Below are 19,539 nucleotides of genomic sequence, written 5' to 3' on the forward strand. Positions count from 1 at the left end.
CAGGCGGCTTTGTTCTGGGTGGGTCGGTTGTCATGGTTCGTATCTGCTCGGGCTGCGTCTGGCCTTGCTGCGGGGGCACCATCACTGCGGTCACCTTCGAGGCTGCGGTTGACTATCGGTCGCCGGTTCCGCTGTTCGGTTTCGGCGGCGAGGCTGCTGATCACGGGCAGGCCGAGGTCGACTGTCCAGGAACGGATGCCGTGCAGGCCATCGACAAGATCAGCCGACGGCGGTCCGATCTCGCCTGAGTGTCTCCTCGATATCTGGTTACTGCGTTGACGGTGCTGGGTAAGAGTGGCCAGGCCAGGTGCCTCCGCGGCGGGTCAGCTCCCGGTGACGTCACCGGCGGAGGTCGAGGTTCTCGTCGTGGGCTTGCGCGAGAGCGTCGCGCAGCTGGTCGACCTGTTGGCGGTGCGGCTTCTTCATTTGGGTGATCTTGCTGGCGAATGGATTAAAACCCTGACGGGAAGAGATTGCTCTACCGGACTAGGGCGCCACCGCCCGGGCTTCGAGGGGTCTGTCATGGACCACCCAAGCCCGCCAGATCGTTTATGTACGGCGTCAGGCTCCAACAGTGAACGCATCGCGAAACGACAAATGGGCCGTTCTTTCCGATGTTGACAGAAATGATTTCAAACTCACTAAAGTTAGCTGTTGTCAAGAGCTTGCCGGTCGGGTCCCTCGCCCAGAGCGCGCGATTCAGCGCGTTGATCTCGCTGTGTGCGCCTGGTGGTCCCCACTTTCCGTATACTTTGTCGCCCTGCATAATTCCCTGGTAGGGGCCGATTTGCTCAGCTAAAGCCGGATACATTTCGTCAGCAGCCACTGCCGCTGCGTTTCGCCCAAACGTCCGCGTACCGGTCACGAGGTCTCTGACTCCAGACAGCACCTGATCGCCCTTCTTGATTGCCGCGCCAGCGGGTGCCCCTCCAGATTTATTCAGCTGGATCAGGTACTCGGCCTGCTCTAACGTCTGGGCTTTAAGACTCATTTCGTGAAACACGGGTTCGAGCGCACCCGCTATCGGAGCTGCGATGGAAGCGGCGGCGTCAAAGCCCGTCGTGAACGAGGCCAACGCCTCGAGTACTTCGGCTGTTGCCTCAGCACCCTCGCCTTGTTGGCCCCACAGGTATGCGCGGCCGAGGTGCTCTCCTGTCCCAATGCCTGCATTCAGCACGGTGTCGGGACTGTTAAGGAGGGTCCGGGCGCCCCATTCCTCTGCGCCGGCAAGTGGCGCCGCCACGATTGCCAACGCCCCGAGCGTAATTCGGGCCCACAGTGGGTTGTTGGGGTCAAGCGCGTCTTTAACTGCCCCGGCGTACTGAGTCCAAATTACTCCGTGGCCGAAGTGCAAAAGTGTATTGGGTGCACTGATAGGGGGTGGGGGGGCAATCGCCCACCCACTATCGGTTCTCGGTCGAGTGGTCGGTGCTTCCGCCGTTGTCGATGCGTGTGTCTTCCCCAGTCCGGACGGGTCGGCGAAGTCGACCGGATTTTGAGTGGCGAACACCCATGGCGATGGACTGTTGATGTATAGGAGCGGATCAGGAGCAAGGAAGATTCCAAGATTCGGGTCGTACAGGCGTTCTGTGGACGCGTAGAGACCGATCACGTTGATTAGGGGCATCCCCCGCCATCTGGGTTCCGACGCCGCGTCGACGGGCGCGAGCGATGTGACGCCATCGCCAGCGAAAAGATCGGGGGCTCCGAATGGCCCGTAGCGGTGACGTTCCCGAACGATGCCGGCGGCATCGGTGACACAGAGCGTGGACAAGCCGTCGTCGGGGTGAATGAAGAACGCGTCCGCGCTATCGGTGACGCAGAGCGGCTGCCGCCAGAGCGGGTGAGGAGTCGCTTGGCGGACATTGCCGCCGCGGGTCTCGTGCACCCAGGTTGGTCCGACAAAGGACCGCGCGAACGTTGTTCCCGCGATGTTGCCGGTCGCAGCGCGGAACAACGCATCGTAGGTAAATTCTGCCGTGACGGTGCCGGTGGTGGCGTCGCGAACACGAACGATCCGGCCGAGTGCATCGATGTCGTAGTGCTGGTGAGTGTCGGTGGCGCGAGGCCCGTCGGGGTGGTGGGTTATCGGGTTTCCGGCTGATGTGACGATCCGGTGGTCGGGTCCGAGCACGTTGATGTCTACGGAAGGTGCTGCTCCAGCGGCGGTACGGGTCCGCTGTTTTCGGGCATCAGCCTGGTCGAGGATGTAGGCCTCGGTTGTGGTTGCCGCAGCCGCCGCTGCGGCCGCCTTGGCCGCGGTGATCGCGGTGGTGTGGTCTGCCGGCGCCGCGATCTCGGGCAGCGACGGCAGGGGGAATCCCCAGCGCGCTTGCGTCAGCCGGTCACGGGCATCGAAGTCGTGCAGCGTGTTGCGGGTGGGGCTGCCGGTGAGCTGGACGACTGCCCGCCGGTTCCGTTCGTCGTACCGCGCGTGGTATCCGTCGAGGAGCACCCCCGCTCGGGAGTGTTCGATGCCGACGAGGCGGCCAGGTTGGTCGTACGTGAGCGTCGTCTCGACGCCGTTGGAGTGAGTAATTTTCGCGGGATGCCCCGCGTACTCGATGGCGGCGAGAATGTCGCCGGTGATTCCGCCGAGGGCAGCGCCGGGTGTCTCGAGCGTCACTGATGTCGGCCGGCCGCTTGGGTCGTGGTGGGTGCGTTCACGGCGCCCGTCGGGGAAGTCCAAGTCGACGTCACCGCGGAGGTCGTTATAGGAGAGCCGGATCGTTTCGCCTCGGGCGGTCTCCTGGATGAGGCGGCCGACGCTGTCGTAGCGGCGCTCGACCGCGCCTGCGGGCAGTTCCGCACGTACCAGTCGTCCGAGGGCGTCGTAGACGAACTCGTGGGGCGGTACCGGATCTACGCCGGCGACTGCGGTGCATTCGAGTTTCGATGGTTGGCCGTGGGTGTTCAGCGTCTGGGTGATGCGGGTGCCCGATGGCATGGTTTGTTCGATTCGTCGACCAGCCACGTCGTAGTGGTATTGCCAGGTCGCTCCGCCGGGGAGGGTGAGCTTGCGGACGCGGCCGAGCGAGTCGTGGTCCCAGGTCGTGATGGCGCCGGTGGGGTCGATAAACGTGGATATTCGGCCGACGTCGTCGTAGGTCCATTGGGAATGGATATTCAGGCCGGCGGGGTCGAGACAGATGTCGGTGATTTCGCCGAACGGGTTGGTGGTGATGGTGGAGGTGACGTCGCCGGGTTCGCGGCGTTCGACGAGTGCGTCGCGGTCGTCGTAGTCGAACTCTGTTCTTCCGGAAGGGCTTTCGCTGGCATGGAGGCGGCCACGCTCGTCGTACTCGAAGGTCGATGATGCCTGTCGCAGTACACCGCCCTCGGTTTCGGTCACTGTTGCCTTGTCGAGCTGTCCGGCGGCGTTGTAGTGGTGGTCGCGTGTGGTGCCGTTGAGGTCGGTGACGCGTGTAAGGTGTCCCAGCCCGTCGTAGTCGAAGACGGTGGTGGATCCGCGCGGCAGTTCGACCTTGCGGATCCGGTCGTCTTTGTCATAGGTGGTGCGGGTGGTCAGGGGCATGGCGCTCGGGGGTATTGCGGTCGCGGGGGCGGTGACAAATGACCACGCTGTCTGTGCAGTGACGCGGCCGCGCTCGTCGTACTTGTACGTCTTCGCGGTCAACAACTGGCTGGGCAGGCCGGGTCCGGGGCTGTGCTCCTCTATCGTCTTGAGCAGGAGATCCCGTGGACCCCATGTGTTTGTGCGGGTCGCGCCGCCCGGGAGTTCCACGCTCTGTACCCGTCCCCATTTGTCGGGGTGGATACGGGTTTCCCAGCCAGCTGCGTTTTTGACATCGGTAAGTCGGCCCGCGCGGTCGTATGTGTAGCGGGTGATTGTCTCTTCTGGGGTTCCCGGTGATCGTGTCTCGCGTATCAGTGCGCCACGTTCGTCGTATCGCAGCTCGGTGACAGTGCCTGTCGGATCGATGATCCGGATGGGGCGCCCTTCGTGGTCGAGGCGCTGTTGCCGGGTGCGGGGGCGGTCGGTGTTTGCCGCGAGATGTGAGGCAGTGAGGCGGCCGAGTACGTCCCGCTCGAAGATGTCGGCTAGGAACGGTTCGGTGATCACCGAGTCTGTGTAGTCACCACGTGGCCGCTCTATCCGTACTGGGGACCCATCGTCGCCGAACCAAGTCCGCACTGGTGAAGTCACTCCCCCCACCGCTAGGGGCACGACCTTCTCGAGTTGGCCGAGCGCGTTGTGACCTAGTTCGGTGACGTTACCTCCGGGGTCCGTGATGCGGGAAGGATGGCCGACGGCGTCGTACGCGTAGGTGGTAGTGAGGGCCGCACCTGCCGCGTCCTCGATGGTGCGCTCAAGCATGCCATGGTCGAAGCCTGCTGCGGTGATGTACTCCATGACGGTGTGGGCTCCCTCGGGGGAAACAACAGCGGTCACTTGTCCGCGCGAGTTGTGCTCGAAGTGGATGATGCTGCGCTGAATCCCACCGGGACGTGGGACCGGCGGCAACTCGACACGGGTCAGACGTCCGGTTGCGTTTGGCACGCCGTCGTTGAAGTCGTAGACGTAGCGAGTGACGTTGCCAGCCTCGTCTGTGTTGTGGATCGGCAGTTGATAGCGCGGGTCGTAGCGGGTGTCCCGAAGTGTGCGACTCAGTGTTGAACCTGGTAGTCCTGCCGCGATATCGACCCGAAGAAGGTTCCGCCGAGCACATGGGTCGGGGTTGGAGTCTTCGTATTTCATCACGTGTCGCTGTCCGTCGGGTGCGACCGCTCTGGTGATATTCCCTTGAACGTCGTAGGTGAACTGCGAGGCCACAACCCGGTAGGAGCCGTCACGGTTGAGGCGGTATCGGTGATCGAGGAGATCACCGCGGTAGTTAAAGGTGTGGAGATGGAGTCCGCCGTCCGGCATCAGCACACTGGTCCGGGTAGATGGGATATCGACATAGATGGGGTCCGGCGGAACATACTGAATTTGCTCGTAGTCGAACTGGTACTCGAAACCGCCGGATATCTGCCGGATCACGCTGTTGAAGGCCCACCCCACGTCGGGTCCCGCGTACTCGTTCTCCAGGTACGTGTTGCCCTCTGCGTCAACGATCCGGATGATGTTGTCACGCATGGCCGGATGAGAAGCGTAGGTGTCGTACTCATAGTCGGTGGTGACACCTTCAGGGAACTGCGCTGTGGCCGGGAGGATAACTCGTGCAAGGTGTTCGATTTCGGAGTCGTGCTGGTAGCGGACAACCCGTTTGCGGGTGTGGTCGGTGACTTTCTCGAGTAACCCGCATTCTCCGTAGTTGAAGATCAGTCCGCGTCCTTGGTCGTCGAGAACGGACTCGACCCTGTCGCGGGTGTCGTAGACAAGGTGAACAGCGTTGTGGTGCCGATCGGTGATCGTGGCCAGCGGTATGCGTTCCCCGTTGCCACTAAGACGTTCGAATAACAATTGTGTGCCGCCTGGGTGGAACATGATGAACTGGTCTGCCGTGTCGCCCTGCTCGAGTCGGGCGGTCACCCCCGGATCAGGGTCCCAACAGCCGGCGGATGCTGGCCGGAATGTCACCTCACGTAGTTGACCCGTCCAGTAGGCGATCGATCCGTCGCCGAGCTGGCGGAGATAGATGTCGTAATTGTGGTCCCAAGCGCGACCAAATGGTCCGTAGTAACCGGGTCCGCTGCAGTAGCAGCGTTGCATCGAGATGGGTGTGATTGCCGTCGGAACAACAAGATCGGTGGTGGAGAGCGTGAGCTTTCCGGTGAACAAGTCGACGGGGTCTCCAGCCGTCGACGGGGACCGTGACATCGGGTCCGACAGTGTCGGATGGGGCTGCCCGGGCATGCTTTCGTGATTCTTGATTCGTTTCTGGATTTCAGCGCGGTCGGCGTCAGTGGCGGGGGGCGGGTCGATGAGATCGACGATGAACTCGGGGGGAAGTGGGTCTGTTTGACGCACGGCGGCACGACTGGGTTCGGTCGATGAAACCCAGGTGTCGGACGGCCGGACCGCAACCGTGACTGACGGGTGGGGTTCGACCGCTCCTAGCAACGTGGGTGAGTCCGCCGTGGATGGTTTGGTCTCGGTAGGGGGCGGTGGTGGAGGCGGGGGCGGCGGTGGTGGTAGAGGCGGCAGCGCAGGCGCGCCGGGCTTTTGCCTGTCCCGCACATCTCTTTGCGCGTTCGCGACGATCTTCTTCTGCTGCTCCACGAGTGGCGCGTATTTGGCGTTGAAATAGGCGATTAGCTGTTCGAGACATTGCTCGTCGTTCGTATCAGTCCAAATCTTGCCGTCCATGGAATAGGTCGTGTAGTTGTCCCCTGCCATTGCTGCACCCACCAAATTGTGAAGGTCATCATCTTGTCGCTAAGGGTCACGGACGAACTATTGAAGACGTATCCTCACGGTCGATTGTTGAAGAGACGCGCTGTCGCTGCTGCCGCTTACTCGAGCTCTGGGCGTTGTTCCCGCATCGTTCGCAGACGTATTGTGACCGCAGCGTGCGGGGTGATAAGTGTGCCCGGTGGGGGCTCTACGTCGGCGACTCGTGTATCCGGCCCGGTCGGTCCTTCGACCGTAGGGTCGCTTTGGAGGCCAGCGTCGAGCAGTGCGCACATCCCTTCGGCGAGGCTCAGTCCGATAAGGTCCGGCATCACAACCGATAATCCGGATGAGAAGGCAAGAGATACCTCAGTTGCCGGCGGGACTGTGACGTCTGGCTCCGGACTCTGTTCGACGACGATGCCCGCAGCCAAGGGGTTGTCTACCTGTGTTACGTCGACCAGATCAAGTTCGAGGTCGGCGACTATTTCGCGGGCGTCTTGGAGGGTTCGGCCGACCAGGCGGGGAACGCTGACCGGCCGGTAATCGGGTACGGGTGGTGGTCCATCCGGGGCGGGGAGGTCGACCAGGGCTCGACGAAGTGTCGTCGCTTCTTCAAACGTCAGACCGAACCGCTCCACCTGCTCTGGTAGCGGCACACGCAGCAGTTCCGAACGAGTCATCATCGGTGCATACTGCGACACCCGTCGAGCGATATCTTGGCCATCGCCGACCCATCCGCTGAGTCGAGGATTAGCCGTTCTATCGCGCGGCGGCAGCGCCGCGCTCATCGTATCCGCGACGAGCTGGGTGTCTAGGAGGCTGACCGTGTTCCGCGGATACCGATCCGCGCTCGTGATCGACTGCATCATCTCCTGCCGAATTTCAGCAGAAAATTGGTTCGCATCACGAATGTCCATCTCCTCTCCGGGGCCTCGGCCAACCATCTGTTTGGTCAGCATCCGTTCCTCGAACACAATGTCGTAGTGGTGTCCAGAAGCGTCCACCGAGTCCCTCGTACAGGAACACACCGAACGAGCCGTCAGAAGAAGTTGATCGCTGAAACCACCGGAAAACGCACCGATTTTCTTGAGGAAAATCGTTGCCGTGAGTTCGACGCGGGCCTCACCAACCTTTATCTTCTCCGTGTACCCACCCACCTTCGGCCCGACAATTCCACCGATGGGTACGCCCGAATGGGTCACTCGTACATACTCTTCCACCGTGCGGGCGATAAGGTTCAGGTGATCCGGTGCGACATCCCAACTCAAGTCAGCAGAGCCCATCTGGATTTGGGTGTCAATTTTGTAGCCCGGACCGCCTCCGTGCGGCCCGTCAGATCCGTCCCGCCCGACATCTATCTCGAAGCCAGCCGGTACTGGGAAGGGAACCGAAGCTTCTTTGGTCAGCAACAACCCATCGGCACTCCATTGTCCAGCTCCAAAGTTGTCGGGTCCTAGGTGCAGTTCCCCGGTTTTTGTGTCGCCCGGCCCTGGGATCGGCGTGCGGATGAGGTGAGCTGTTTCGAGGTACGCCTCGACGCAGTATCGCTTCTGATCGGCTGGCCGGGCCACCACCAGCATGAAGTCCTGAATCCCTTCGATCTCACGCGGCCCGTTGACGAACGTGCTCGGTACCTGGTTGGTATGTGGGCGAGAGAGAACAAAGAACGCGGCCCGGTTAGTGCCGATGTGGTAGCTGTTGAGGAGCTGATAAAGGTGGCTCATTTGGGTGGTATGCGAAAAGGTTTCGCGATTTTCCCGCGCTGCATCGGTCGTGCGGAGGTTTTCGGTGGTCTTCTGGGAAAGGTCCGTCGTGGTGTTCTCATACCCGGCCGTCGCTGAGGCGCCGAGGCCTCCAGCGCTCACTCCCGCGGTTCCGCTGATCGAGACCTTGTCCTTCACTTCATGGGATTGAAGGGTTGTCTGTCCCTTTCGGACATTCACATCGTCGAGCGATCGCGACATGCTCTCGCCGGTTTCGGTGACCTGTTCGTACATCTCCCGCTTCTTCGGATCGAAATCGACGAAGTGCGGATACTGCGAGAAGAACATGCCTTTCGTAGTTTCCGGCGGTGCCACCACAACCTCCAGCATCGCCCCGAAGCAGGGATAGTAATGGTTGACCAGTTGACCGAGCTTGTTCTTCAGCCCAAGGGTGTCCACATTATCTAGATGCGTCCAACCTGAACGGGCGATCCGCTGGCGGATCTGAATTTCAGGCCCGTTCGGTTGGTAACCCGTGATCGAGCAGGACACCTTGAGGTAGCTGATCAGGAAGCCATCCATCTCCTGTTGGTCTTCTGGAGGCTCATACTCGAATACCGCGACGGAGGAACGCCACCGTAAAGGAAGGGACCTGTCGCAGGCGAATTGGTCCATCATATCTTGGCTGAACGCAATCCGCTTCCACGGAATGTCAACCGGGAGCGACAAACTCGTGATCGTCATCTAAAACCCCTCTTCTGGACTTGCGCAGTCTCCGATTACAAGAAATCGTCGTGTATGCGCGCATCTGCGCATCAGCCGAGCTGGCGGGACGCGCCGCGATAAATGCATCGCGGGTCGTAACCCTCCCCTCTTGTGCTATGGAGTGTATTACGCGTGGATAGTCCTCCAGCTAAATTACTTTCGGCCTTGGTGGGGCGACAACCACTTCGAGCATCGCGCCATAACACGGATAGTACGGATTGACAAAATGCCCCAGCTCGTCCTGCATTTTCAGGCCGTTCTTCATGTCCTTTTTCGCCCACCCGGACCCGACGATCCTGTTGCGAATTTGAATCTCAGCGCCATTCGGCTGATAGCCGGTGATCGAACAGGGCAGCTTCAGGTAACTGATAAGGAACCCATCCATCTCCTGCTGGCCGGCAGGAGGCTCATATCGGCAGGAGGCTCATACTCGAACACGGCGATCGGCGAACGCCACCTGAGTGGAAGGGACCTGTCGCACGCGACCTTGACCATAATGTCCTCGCTGAACGCAATCCGTTTCCACGGAGTGTCCACCGGCGCCGAAAAGTTTGCGATCGTCATTTCAGCCCGTCCTCAACAGCGTAAGAGGGATAGAAAGGTTCGCGATTTCGATTTTCCTCTCTCGCTTACCCGATGTCACGGCTCGTTCGTGCCTCTAACCTTCTCGGTTCGCTCGTGACGAGATCGACAACGCGTGCGGCCCAGTACGAGGCGGACGACACGACTCCCCAGTGGCTGCGATGCGTGACCCATTCCGACGTCAGCTGCCACGAGGCGCGCGGATACGCCGACATCGGAGAATTGTCGCGGGCGGTCGAGTTGTACGGCGCGGCAGCCGATCAGCAGGTCGGCACTCGCAACGCGACCAACCTGCGCGCCTGGTTAGCGACCACGCGCGTACATATCGGTGACATCACCGGCGCGCTCGAGGAGGGCCTGCGGGTTTTGCATAGCTTGGCCAAAGTCTCCTCAACGCGCACCTTGCGTGTGCTCGAATCGATTCGAACCGCGGTCGACCAGCTTGCGGTCGGTAGCCACTTCTGTGGCCAGTTCGACTCCCTCGCAACGAAAGCCGTCACCACATGACCACCGCACGCCCTGCGACCGCCTTCCTGCATCTCACTGCGGTGCAGGCAGGGCAACGGCGCGACGTGGTCGAGGATATCTACCGCCGGTCCTATGTCGAGGCCATCGCATCCGGGGATCCGTTCGATTCACCCGAGCAGTTCATGCATCGGTTCGACGCCCACACTGACCCATTGCGCAGCCGCGGATTCGAGCTGGTAACGGCCTCGATAGATGGCAAAACCGGCCGGACAAACCTGGGGTTGGCCGCTACAGCCGAACCCCGCCTGGTGGCGCAAAATCCATCAATGCATGTTACTGACAGCGATGAAGGTCAAAGGTTCCTAATTCGGCGCGGAAATTGCTTGCCGTAGGCGATACCGTCATCGATCGTGCGCCGCACCTCCTTCTCGGCGTAGTCGGCGACGCCGAGATGTTGAGCGGAAGCATGTTCCAGAACTGCATGGGCCATTGATTCGGCCAGTTCACCGGCGGCGACGAGCCGCCCCAACGTCACCGCGGCCCTGAGCAGGGCATCGTGGCGGGAACCGACCTGTGCCCGTGCAACTTTGCGCGATTCGCCATCGAGAATCGCTCGCAGGTAGGCGTCCGCACGCGTGGACGGTAACTGCATCGGCGGCGTTGCTGTCGGCGGCGGTGCGGGCATCAGCCGATGCGCGAGCCATTGTGGCAGCGCCATGACCTGCGTGTCACGAAGGATGCGGTAACGGCGACCGCCCACGATTGATCCCGGGGCCACGACATACCCGCCATGCGCCCGTGTGTCGATCAGGCGGCCGAGCCTACCTGCGGTGTTGCGTAACCCAAACCCGGCAGGAGCGCGAAAATACAAATGTAACCCGCTCGGCGTGGCCACGGCGAATGTGTCGTCAGGAAACACTGCGCCGACACCAGATGCCAAGGCCGCGAACGTATCGAGGCCGTGACGTTTCCCCGAAGACTCGTGTGGTGAATCGCGGACGAGGTCGTCGTCCAAATCGACTACGACCAGTCCCGACCTACCGGTGGCAACACCGACGTTGTAGCGCGCCGCGGGTGCCCAAAACCGGTGAACCGCAACAGGATCAGAAGTTGCGTGATCTTCCCAGGACCGTATTGCCGGCGTCTTCCTGCCCGGAACCAGAGGAAACACACACCATCCACGGGCCGCCGCAGTCAACGCCGCATCGAGAAGATCACGGCTGGACACGCACGACCACCCCTTCCGGCCGCCGCACGAAACCGGTGTCGTGATCGTCGTTGTCGCCCTGCTGATAACACTGCAACAACGAAATCGAGTCCGGGACAGGCGCTTCGTCGATGACGTTGTTGCAGTGACCGAACCACCTGCGGATAACGGACGGGGTGGAGACGGCGTGGGTGGGGACGGGGAGCGGTTGAGCGGCTTCGGCGGCGAGGTGGGCCAGGACGTCGCGGCCGTCGCGGGCGTGGCGCCACGGCGGCGGGGGTGGTTGGCCGTGGCTGGTGTCGAGGTCGAGCACATGCAGTCCCGACGGCCCGCATGCCACGGCGATATTGTCCGCAGGCCACCGCAGCCACCACCGCCGGATCTGGTCCAGGTCGCGGGTGGTGTGGTGTTCCCAGTGTTTGATCGCGGGAACCTTGCTGCCCGCGTGCAGAGGAAAGATGTGGAATCCGCGTCCTGCGTGGTCGAGGGCCGTTGTGAGCAAGTCCGGGCATGCTGCGGTGAGCGCGGTGGTCACTGCTGTTCCTGAGGGGTGCGCCGCTGCGCTGCGATGACCTGCGCCAGTTGTATCGTGTGCGCGGCGGTGGCGCCGAGTTCGAATTCGGTTGCGCCGCTGTAGAGGACGCGGATCTGCCCGCGAACGTCGTCTCCGGATTCGCCGAAGCTGATGCGATCACCAGGAGGGAGGACTTCGGTGGGGGCCAGGACCCGGCACAGGGTGTCGATGGTCGCGTCGCGGTGGGTGAGGTGGATCGTGTGGGCGTGCGCGCGGGGGCGGCACCGCGCGAGAGTGGCTTGGTAGTCGGGCAGTAGCCGCCGGGTGATGTCGGTGGCGATCGCGGCGGCGGTGCGGTGGGCGGAGACGGTGATGGTGTTATCGCCTTCCCCGGTGCCCAGGTGTGAGCTGTATTGGTGGTAGTCGGCGCGGATGTGGAGGCGGCCGTGGTCGCTGCGGCGGTGGGAGTCGTCGCCATCGGTGACCGACAGGCGCTGTTCGTCGGGGCCGTGGAGTAGGACATGTGCTCGGAGGGTGTGGGCACGTTCGGCGACCCAGCCCGCCCCGAGGGCGGCGGCGATCTGGTGGGCGAGGTCGAGCAGATCCATGATCACGCTCCTTGCTGGTCGGTGGAAACGCAGATCGAGGTGATCCGGCGCGGCATCGCGGCGAGGCCGGCGAGGATGTCGGGCGATGTCACCTCGGCTCACCCGGGTCGCCGAACAACGCGCGCCCGAGGATGAGTGCGGCGAGTAGGTCGGTGGGTTGGTCGGGGTTGGGGGCGGCGTCGCGGATCTTGCGGACCTTCAACAGCCGGGCATTGCGCAGGTCGACCCCGATCGCGGGTGGGGTGGTGTCATCACCGGGGTCGGAGACGATGATGTAGTCCGACAACGGCATCCACGCCTCGTACCAGGCTTCGGCGGGTTGGCCTTCGCGGGCGGGTTCGCGGGGATCACGCTCGGGCACCGTCCATACAGCGCAGCGGCAGGCCGGGTCGTCGCAGCGGGAGAACCGTTCGCCCGGGTTGGGGTTGTAGCGGTGGGTGCGCCCGGCCAGCATCGGACATACGCGGCGGGAGTAGTACCCACATTGCGGGTGGACTCCCGGCTCTACAGCCAACCCGCGCAGGTAGTCGACGGGACGTATGTAGATCACGACACGGTCGTAGAGGCGTTGCCCGCAGATCTGACACAACCGGTCACGGAAGGTCTCGGACAAGATCGCGGGGTCGAGTTTGCCCCACACCGGTCGGCTCCGGTCGCGATGGGCCAGGGTGATGTGGGGAACCACCATCCCTTGGGCGGTCGGCGCACCGGCCAAATACGCCAGCGCTGGTGCACGGTCGGGCTCGGTGGGGGTGATGGGGGTTGGTGAATCGGTCATGGTCACCTCGAATCTGGTTGTGCCGCCGCACCACTGCGTGGTGTTGGTGGAGGGTGGGGTGGTTCGGTGATGGGGCTGGCCGACAGGGCGATGGTGGTGACCCGGTCGGCGGTTGCGGTGCCGTGGATACGCACTCGCACTTCGATGTCGGCGGTCACCGCGCCGGGTGCGCCCGGTGTGGCCTGCCAGGGTCCGAACCGGTCCTCATCGAGGACGGGCAGGTTCGCTTCGATCCAGGCCAGCAGGGCTGTGCCGCTGGCGATCACGTTGGCGTCCAGCGCCTGCCGGTGTGCGGGTCGTGGTCGTGGATGTCGACTACGGTGGGCGCGCCGGGGGCATGCATGGTCACCGACCGGGGCAGCACGGCTTGACGTCCACCAGCCGACCAGCGTCGGTCGGCGATCACACAGCGGCCCGCGTCGTCGATGTCGGTCGGGGTGAGATACCAGCTGAACCCGGTGGGGAGTTGGTCGAAAATGCTGGTTTCCCAGTGGGTTCGGCTGGTGCCATCGCCATGGGGTGTGATGACCTGGGTGGTATGCTCGACCCGCACCAGCGCCATGACCGGCAACTTCTCGCTGCGAGCGGCGGCGACATCGGCGCCGGGAAACAGCCCGACCACGGTCGCAGAATATGGGTGCATGCCGAAGGCGGCGTGATAGCCGGCGACCACGACAACGCTGAACCCAATAGAGTGGGCCGGGTCGCAGGCGCGGAGGTGGTGGTCGTAGCGGGGGTCGACGCGTAGCCGTGCGGTGTAGGCGTGCAGGTCAGTGTTCATGGGCGTCACCGAGGGATCGCGATGCCGGAGCCGCGGTGATCGTGAACGGCAACCGCCGCACCCGGTCTCCGAGGTAGGCCGCAAGCGTGGGCAGCAACTCGGTGACGATGTCGTCGCGATGCGACGGCGCAACGCTGTTCATCAGTTGGTGTCCTCTCCGAATGGTGGGTCAGGGCAGTTGCTGCACCGATTCGATGAAGGTGAGCGGCAGCAGAACGCCGGGAGTGTCGGTGTTGTGGTGCACGACGGTGTGGTGGCGATGCACGGCACCAACCCGCACCCGGTCGTGCCGGTACCCGCCGCGTGTCACGACGGTCGCGATCGCGTCGAGGCGACGCAGCCGGTGCAGTTCGGTACCGATGACCTCGAGGACCGGATCCACCGCATCACCGCGTGCGGCACGGTTGCCCGCGTCGGCGAGGGTGAGCAGGCGGTGGTTGACGAGGTTTTGGACGTGGTGCGGGCCATCGAGATTCGCGTGGTCGACCGACCCGGCGTCGATGCCCTCGAGTACCCAGCGCAGGAACCCGTCCTCGGTGTCGACACCTTGTCGCGGCCGTGGGGTCCAGTGGTGGATGTGGTGGGGTGGGGTTCAGGCGGATTCGAGGTCGAACAGGTCGGCGTAGCGTTCCTGGCCCTGCAGTGCTGGGCAATCACAGTGCGGATAGGCCCCGAAGCAGTCGGCGCAGTAGCCGCAGAAAATGCAGTGCGGGCCCATCGGGTTGTCGTTGACGACCCCGCAGTTCTCGCAGTAGCCCCAGTCGCCGTCACCCGTGGTGGCCCACATGCCGTGCAGGTAGGAGTGGTTGGAGTACCAGCTGCCTTGGTCCCAGTGCCCGCGGCGTTCGTTGAAGATGTAGCCGGTATACCGGTAGGCGGGGTCGACGGTGAGCAACACCATTTTGTCGGTGCCCAGCCACCGTTCCAGTCGTTCGCGCCCGGCCCAGGAATCCAGCGACCCGAACGGGCGTCGAGGCAATAGTTCCTCGGCGGCGATGCGGGTATCCGAGCGCGGATCTCCCGGGCTGGGGTGCACTTGCTTGGGCAGGATCCCATTGTGCGCGAGCACGGTTCGCGCGTCTCCACCGACGACGAACGGGTGACAGTTCTCGACATCGCGCACGCCGTGGGTGGCCAGGCGGGAATGAAACAAGGCCGCGCCGTTCGGGTATCGCGCTCGCGCAGTAGCGAATTCGGTGATGACCGTGTCGGGGTCCATGCCACGGCCGATGGTGATGGTGTCGCCGGTGATGATCGCGTAGCCGTGCCCGTGTGGGTTGGCGAGCGCGCCACCGCGCAGAGCGTCGAGGTCGGGGTTCGCGCCGGGTTTGATGAAGGTCAAGATGCACATGCGAGGTCCTCCAGTTCGGCGAGAAGCGGTGAATAGTCCGTGCGCCCACGCAGCCACGTGGTGAAGGCGGTCCACTCCCAGCCGCGGTGCCGGGCGATAGCGGCGGGGGTGAGGCGGCGGGTGTATTCGACGGACCCGGCGGCGAACGCGAGAGCGGCTTGAACCTGTTGTGGTTTCAGGGAACTGGCGAAGATCCGCAGCTCGAAGGTGTCGGTGGGGCGCACGTTGACCGCCTCGTAGCGCGCCGCGCTGCGGTCGCCTTTGGCGTAGTCGCGCACATGGGAGCGCGCGCTCGGGGAGAACACCGCCCAACTCGAGGACCGCCGCGCCAACGTGGTGACCGGGATTTCGTTGCGGTAGATGAACTTCAACCACCGGTAGGCGTGGGCCGGGGAGTCGAATCCGTCGCGCGAGAGGTGTATGTGAATGCCGACCTCGCTGTCGGTGTAGCAGCCCAGCAGCCGCAGCTGGTTCAGCAGCTGCCACGGGAACCGGGTCCGTGCGTATTCGTGACTCATCGGGTGGGTCACGAGCTCGAATCCGCAGGGGCGGATCGAGGAGTCCTCTTTGAGGTAGGCCAAACCCTCGATGTGGGTGAGCGCGGTATCGACGGCCGCGTCGAATCCGTCGTGCGGGGTTTTGATTTCGAGTTCCAGCCCGAGGAACAACCGCCCGTCGCCGTGGAAGCGCGGGCTCGGTTTGTAGTCGTAGCCGTGGACCGCGGCGTGCTCGGGTGGGGCGCAGCTGCGGCAGTAAAGGTCGTCGTTGCCGATGACGTTGCAGCACTCGCAGCATTCGCGGTAGTCCTCGTCGAAGCAGGTGTCGCAGACCTCATTGCCGCCCTCGACGCGGTAGGCGTCCAGGACGAGGGAGTCGCAGTCGTCGCAGGTGGTGTAGGAATCGACGCAGTTCTCGCAGACGGTGCGGTCACCGAGGGCGGTGCGGGTATCGCGGCTGTATTCCTCGCAGTCCGCGCACTGGCTCCATCCCGACACGCACCGCTCACACAGCAGGGTGGCGTTGGTGGTGGTGTGCGTGGTGCGGGTGGGTTCGGCGCATTCGTCGCAGACCCGGACGTCGGTGGCGCAGTCCGGGCACAGCCGCTCACCTTCGACGGTCGTGGTCACAGTGGCTGCGGTGACCGGATGCGAGCAGTCCGAGCACAGCGGGTCGACCAGCGTGGATGCGGGCATGACACAAGGCCTTTCGACGGAATGAAACAACCCCGCGCGCGCCAGGAGTGGCTGCGCACGGGGTTGCGGGGGACGTATCGGCGAGAGGGGTTTTAGGTGGAGGTGGCTCGGCGGCGGGATCGGTGATGCGACGCCGAGGTGAGGGCGCGTCGGGGACGCGCCGCGGTGTGGTCAGGGGGCGGGGTGTCTTCGGTGGGTGTGGTGTCGTGGCAGTCGCAGTCGGGGAAGACGGACTCGCACTCAAAGCACCAGCCGCATGTGCCGCAGTAGCGGCTGTGGTTCAGGTTGAGAGCTGAGCAGTCCCAGCACACATAACGGCGTGGCTGTGTCGGCCAGCGCAGAGAAGACGCGAGGTAGCTGGTGTTGGAGTACCAGATGTTGTTGTCCCAGCGACCGGCCTTCTCGCCGAAGAGGTAGGCGCTGTGCTGGTAGGCGGGATCGACGGTGAGAATGACGAGTTTGCTGGTGCCCAACCAGGATTCGAGCCCGCGTGCGCCGCGGTGGGTGTCGATCGACCCGAACGGCGCACGCGGCAGGTAGTCCTCGGCGGCGATGCGGGTATCCGACCGCGGATCGTAGGGGCCCGGATGAACCCGTTTGGGCAGGACACCGTTGTGCGCCAACACTGTTCGCGCGTCCCCGCCGAGCCGGAAAGGATGACAGTTCGCCAGGCCGCGCACACCGTGGGTGGCGAAGCGGGAATGAAACAACGCCGCCCCCGCCGGGTAGCGGGCCCGCTCTGTGGTGAACCGGTTGATGACCGCCTCAGCGTTCATCCCGTGACCGACGAGGATGCGGCCCGCGGCGATGACCGCGAACCCGTGACCGTGTGGGTTGGCGGCGGCACCGATCGACAGCGCCTGCGGGTCGGGGGCGACACCGGACGGGAAGTAGGTCAGCAGGCACATGCGAGTTCCTCCATCTCTGCCCACAGCGGTTGGTAATCGGGTTGATTGCGCACCCACGCGGCGAAGCGCGGCCATTCCCACGCGCCGGCGCGCACAGCGGCCACATCCAGGTCGCGCGTGTAATCGATGGAGGCGGCGGTGAACGCCAACGCCGCCTGCACCTGCTGCACCCGCAGTGAACTGGCGAAAACCCGCAGTTCCAAGGTTTTACGGGGATAGGGGTTGATCGCCTGATGTCGGTCCAACCCGAGGGCGTGCAGGTTCCCCTTAGCGGTGTCCTTGACCCGGGCACGAGCGACCCGGTCGAACGGCGCGAAGTGCGATCGTCGACGCGCGATCATCGACACCGCGGACTCGTTGCGATACAACAACTTCATCCAGCGGTAGACATGCGCGGGAGAGCTGAACCCGTCACGGCTGGCGTGCACATGCAACCCGACGCTGGTATCGGTCGCACACCCCAACTCATCGAGCTCACCCAGCAGCTGCCACGGGAACTGGTCGATGGCATGCCGATACGACATCGGGTGGGTGACGATCTCGAACCCGGTGGGCCGTATCGAGGAATCGTGTTTGAGATACCCCAACGTGTCGAGCCGGTCGCACGCCAGCCGCACGCACCGGTGGTAGTCGTATGTGGGGACGACGATTTCGAGTTCCATGCCCAGATACAGCGGACCGTCCCCGTGGAAGCGGGGATCGGGTTTATACGTGTAGTTCCAGACGTGGTGTGGTCGATCACAGGTATCGCAGTCACCACCGTCGCGCACGAGGGTGCCGCACTCGATACAGCCCGCGTATCGCTGGGCGCACAGGGTGCATGCGCGGGTGCCGCCGGACACATACCGGCTGGTGGCGCTGAAACGACTGCACCGGCCGCAAAGATCGAAGAACGCCGCCGAGCAGCGTGCGCACACCACCTCTTCGGTATCGGTGCGCCGATGAGGCGCGCTCAGCCCGCGGCACGACACACACGCGGTCCAGCCGGTCGCGCAGCGCGGGCACAGCTGAGGCCCATCGGCGGTATCGAGCAGGGTGATGACGCGGTGGCGGCAACTATCGCAGCGCGCCATCCGCGGCAGACACTGCTCGCATACCCACTGATCCTCGAACGGGTAGCGCTCGCCCGGGTCATCGCAGCGACACAAGACACACGGTGGTGGAGACGGGACGGGAGCAGGCATGGCAGGGCACCTTTCGGGGAACGAAAGAACGCCAGGTCGGAGCACATGCTCCGACCTGGCGTTCGAGAACGACGACGGGAGTTCGGTTGCGTCGCTGGCAGATAGCGGCCCGCTAACCAGGCGGGACCAGCGGGCGGCGGCGGCCAGGACCGACGTGGGGGCCGAGTACTCAGGAATTGGACGTGGCGGTGTCGTCACGCAACGACACACTCGGATCTATATGCGCATTCATGCATGTATTAGGTTTCGGGAGCGTCATTCATTTCAGCCATGCTGTGTGCATTCGGCGGTGCTATTCAGAGAAGGATGATTTGGGTGGGCAAGGTGGCGTCGACGACCGCGCCAGTGGTCAGGGCCTTATCTGGAGTGCGGTCAGCGATGCGGCGACGGTAGGTCGGCGATGGTCACCCGCCCGGGGCGTCGTGCCTGTGGTGGGTTGGGGCGTTGAACAGATCGGGCAGGCAGCGCACGGGAAAGCTCCTTTGCAACAATCGGATTGGCAGCCGACCTCCGGTACGGTGTGTGGCTCATGGGTGCGGGTTTGACCTGGGCGTGCCGCGAGTACGACGCGAGTAGGATCAAGAGCGGGAGAATCTGCAGGCGGGCCTGAAAATCAGGAGGCCGCCATGTCCTCACGTCGCCCGCCGCGGTCCCCGCGGACGGATCGATCCCCGGAAGTCGTTGAACGACTGGAACGCTCGCGCGACCGCATCAGGGAACGTCTAGCGCTGGCACGTCAGCGAGAGCGAGCCATCCATGAGGCGGTGAAGCGGTATCTGACCGACTGGCAGGCGATCACCGCGTGTGAGACCAAGCGCGACAACGAGATCAAGGCACTACGTCAGCAGATCGCCGAGGTCGAATCACGCGCCGCGCAGGAAATCGCCCGCTACCGCGCCAACCAAGCCGAGGTAGCTGCGGTGATCCGTGATCACGGTCAAACCGACGACGACGTCGCTGAACTGCTCGAGATCAGCACCAAACAAGCCCGCCAGCTCGTCACGACCGCACGCGCACAGCGCGCCACAACATCACCGACGCCCACCTCCACATCGGCCGAGCAACATGAGCATGCTCACGACATCCCTGCCGGTCTGAGTCGGCGACAGCGGACAGACCAGATCGCTGACCCTGTCGAGACCGTTGAGGCCCGCATGCCAGCGCGTCCCACACAGGCGGGCGACGACCAAACCTGA

The 19,539-nt window shown here is 63.6% G+C and carries 18 protein-coding genes; 3 read left to right on the top strand and 15 right to left on the bottom strand.

What is annotated here, in order from left to right; translation table 11 throughout:
- Positions 1–520 precede the first annotated feature (520 nt).
- The 3 genes from OIE68_RS46000 to OIE68_RS46010 form a co-directional block, all read right to left on the bottom strand.
- Positions 521–6,316, bottom strand: coding sequence for a DUF6531 domain-containing protein (locus tag OIE68_RS46000; protein ID WP_327102041.1), 5,796 nt, complete (start codon positions 6,314–6,316; stop codon positions 521–523).
- A gap of 104 nt (positions 6,317–6,420) precedes the next feature.
- Positions 6,421–8,748 (bottom strand): PASTA domain-containing protein, encoded by a 2,328-nt coding sequence (locus OIE68_RS46005; protein ID WP_327097152.1) that lies wholly within the window; start codon positions 8,746–8,748, stop codon positions 6,421–6,423.
- A 169-nt stretch (positions 8,749–8,917) separates the two neighbouring features.
- Positions 8,918–9,154 (bottom strand): hypothetical protein, encoded by a 237-nt coding sequence (locus OIE68_RS46010; RefSeq protein ID WP_327097153.1) that lies wholly within the window; start codon positions 9,152–9,154, stop codon positions 8,918–8,920.
- A 293-nt stretch (positions 9,155–9,447) separates the two neighbouring features.
- On the opposite strand from OIE68_RS46010, the gene OIE68_RS46015 reads away from it, so the two are divergent.
- Positions 9,448–9,858 carry a hypothetical protein gene (locus tag OIE68_RS46015; protein ID WP_327097154.1) on the top strand — a complete coding sequence of 137 codons (411 nt, stop codon included), beginning with the start codon at positions 9,448–9,450 and terminating at the stop codon, positions 9,856–9,858.
- Entirely contained in the window at positions 9,855–10,211 is a 357-nt protein-coding gene (locus OIE68_RS46020; protein ID WP_327097155.1) for a hypothetical protein, read from the top strand. The genes OIE68_RS46015 and OIE68_RS46020 overlap by 4 nt, the downstream gene beginning before the upstream one ends.
- On the opposite strand, the gene OIE68_RS46025 is transcribed toward OIE68_RS46020, so the two are convergent.
- From OIE68_RS46025 to OIE68_RS46080, 12 genes are all read right to left on the bottom strand, one after another.
- Positions 10,172–11,047 carry a bifunctional DNA primase/polymerase gene (locus tag OIE68_RS46025; protein WP_327097156.1) on the bottom strand — a complete coding sequence of 292 codons (876 nt, stop codon included), beginning with the start codon at positions 11,045–11,047 and terminating at the stop codon, positions 10,172–10,174. The genes OIE68_RS46020 and OIE68_RS46025 overlap by 40 nt on opposite strands.
- On the bottom strand, positions 11,034–11,561 hold the full coding sequence (locus OIE68_RS46030; RefSeq protein ID WP_327097157.1) for a bifunctional DNA primase/polymerase: 528 nt from the start codon (positions 11,559–11,561) through the stop codon (positions 11,034–11,036). Before OIE68_RS46030 ends, OIE68_RS46025 begins: the two co-directional genes overlap by 14 nt.
- Positions 11,558–12,148: a hypothetical protein gene (locus tag OIE68_RS46035; protein WP_327097158.1), complete on the bottom strand. Its 591-nt coding sequence runs from the start codon at positions 12,146–12,148 to the stop codon at positions 11,558–11,560. The genes OIE68_RS46030 and OIE68_RS46035 overlap by 4 nt, the downstream gene beginning before the upstream one ends.
- Positions 12,149–12,236: 88 nt before the next feature.
- Complete coding sequence (locus tag OIE68_RS46040) at positions 12,237–12,926, bottom strand: hypothetical protein (RefSeq protein WP_327097159.1); 690 nt, start codon at positions 12,924–12,926, stop codon at positions 12,237–12,239.
- 2 nt (positions 12,927–12,928) lie between these two features.
- Complete coding sequence (locus OIE68_RS46045; protein WP_327097160.1) at positions 12,929–13,192, bottom strand: hypothetical protein; 264 nt, start codon at positions 13,190–13,192, stop codon at positions 12,929–12,931.
- On the bottom strand, positions 13,189–13,707 hold the full coding sequence (locus OIE68_RS46050) for a hypothetical protein (RefSeq protein ID WP_327097161.1): 519 nt from the start codon (positions 13,705–13,707) through the stop codon (positions 13,189–13,191). The genes OIE68_RS46045 and OIE68_RS46050 overlap by 4 nt, the downstream gene beginning before the upstream one ends.
- A complete protein-coding gene (locus OIE68_RS46055; RefSeq protein WP_327097162.1) occupies positions 13,697–13,849 on the bottom strand; it encodes a hypothetical protein in 153 nt (50 codons plus the stop codon). Before OIE68_RS46055 ends, OIE68_RS46050 begins: the two co-directional genes overlap by 11 nt.
- A 27-nt stretch (positions 13,850–13,876) precedes the next feature.
- On the bottom strand, positions 13,877–14,089 hold the full coding sequence (locus OIE68_RS46060) for a hypothetical protein (protein WP_327097163.1): 213 nt from the start codon (positions 14,087–14,089) through the stop codon (positions 13,877–13,879).
- A 210-nt stretch (positions 14,090–14,299) separates the two neighbouring features.
- The gene (locus tag OIE68_RS46065; protein WP_327097165.1) at positions 14,300–15,058 is read right to left on the bottom strand and encodes a hypothetical protein; all 759 of its coding nucleotides are present in this window, start codon (positions 15,056–15,058) and stop codon (positions 14,300–14,302) included.
- Complete coding sequence (locus tag OIE68_RS46070; protein WP_327097166.1) at positions 15,046–16,251, bottom strand: hypothetical protein; 1,206 nt, start codon at positions 16,249–16,251, stop codon at positions 15,046–15,048. Before OIE68_RS46070 ends, OIE68_RS46065 begins: the two co-directional genes overlap by 13 nt.
- Before the next feature lie 92 nt (positions 16,252–16,343).
- A complete protein-coding gene (locus OIE68_RS46075; protein ID WP_327097167.1) occupies positions 16,344–17,159 on the bottom strand; it encodes a hypothetical protein in 816 nt (271 codons plus the stop codon).
- Entirely contained in the window at positions 17,147–18,343 is a 1,197-nt protein-coding gene (locus OIE68_RS46080) for a hypothetical protein (protein ID WP_327097168.1), read from the bottom strand. The genes OIE68_RS46075 and OIE68_RS46080 overlap by 13 nt, the downstream gene beginning before the upstream one ends.
- A gap of 626 nt (positions 18,344–18,969) precedes the next feature.
- Here OIE68_RS46080 and OIE68_RS46085 point away from each other — a divergent pair.
- Positions 18,970–19,539 (top strand): hypothetical protein, encoded by a 570-nt coding sequence (locus OIE68_RS46085; protein ID WP_327097169.1) that lies wholly within the window; start codon positions 18,970–18,972, stop codon positions 19,537–19,539.

The sequence above is a fragment of the Nocardia vinacea genome, assembly GCF_035920345.1.
GTDB lineage: Bacteria > Actinomycetota > Actinomycetes > Mycobacteriales > Mycobacteriaceae > Nocardia > Nocardia vinacea_A.

Coding starts and splice junctions, on each gene's coding strand:
- OIE68_RS46010 (WP_327097153.1), bottom strand. CDS start 9,154: ATGGATGGGTTCCTTATCAGTTACCTGAAGCTGCCCTGTTCGATCACC.
- OIE68_RS46020 (WP_327097155.1), top strand. CDS start 9,855: ATGACCACCGCACGCCCTGCGACCGCCTTCCTGCATCTCACTGCGGTG.
- OIE68_RS46040 (WP_327097159.1), bottom strand. CDS start 12,926: ATGACCGATTCACCAACCCCCATCACCCCCACCGAGCCCGACCGTGCA.
- OIE68_RS46050 (WP_327097161.1), bottom strand. CDS start 13,707: ATGAACACTGACCTGCACGCCTACACCGCACGGCTACGCGTCGACCCC.
- OIE68_RS46005 (WP_327097152.1), bottom strand. CDS start 8,748: ATGACGATCACGAGTTTGTCGCTCCCGGTTGACATTCCGTGGAAGCGG.
- OIE68_RS46055 (WP_327097162.1), bottom strand. CDS start 13,849: ATGAACAGCGTTGCGCCGTCGCATCGCGACGACATCGTCACCGAGTTG.
- OIE68_RS46085 (WP_327097169.1), top strand. CDS start 18,970: ATGTCCTCACGTCGCCCGCCGCGGTCCCCGCGGACGGATCGATCCCCG.
- OIE68_RS46070 (WP_327097166.1), bottom strand. CDS start 16,251: ATGCCCGCATCCACGCTGGTCGACCCGCTGTGCTCGGACTGCTCGCAT.
- OIE68_RS46035 (WP_327097158.1), bottom strand. CDS start 12,148: ATGGATCTGCTCGACCTCGCCCACCAGATCGCCGCCGCCCTCGGGGCG.
- OIE68_RS46065 (WP_327097165.1), bottom strand. CDS start 15,058: ATGTGCATCTTGACCTTCATCAAACCCGGCGCGAACCCCGACCTCGAC.
- OIE68_RS46075 (WP_327097167.1), bottom strand. CDS start 17,159: ATGTGCCTGCTGACCTACTTCCCGTCCGGTGTCGCCCCCGACCCGCAG.
- OIE68_RS46080 (WP_327097168.1), bottom strand. CDS start 18,343: ATGCCTGCTCCCGTCCCGTCTCCACCACCGTGTGTCTTGTGTCGCTGC.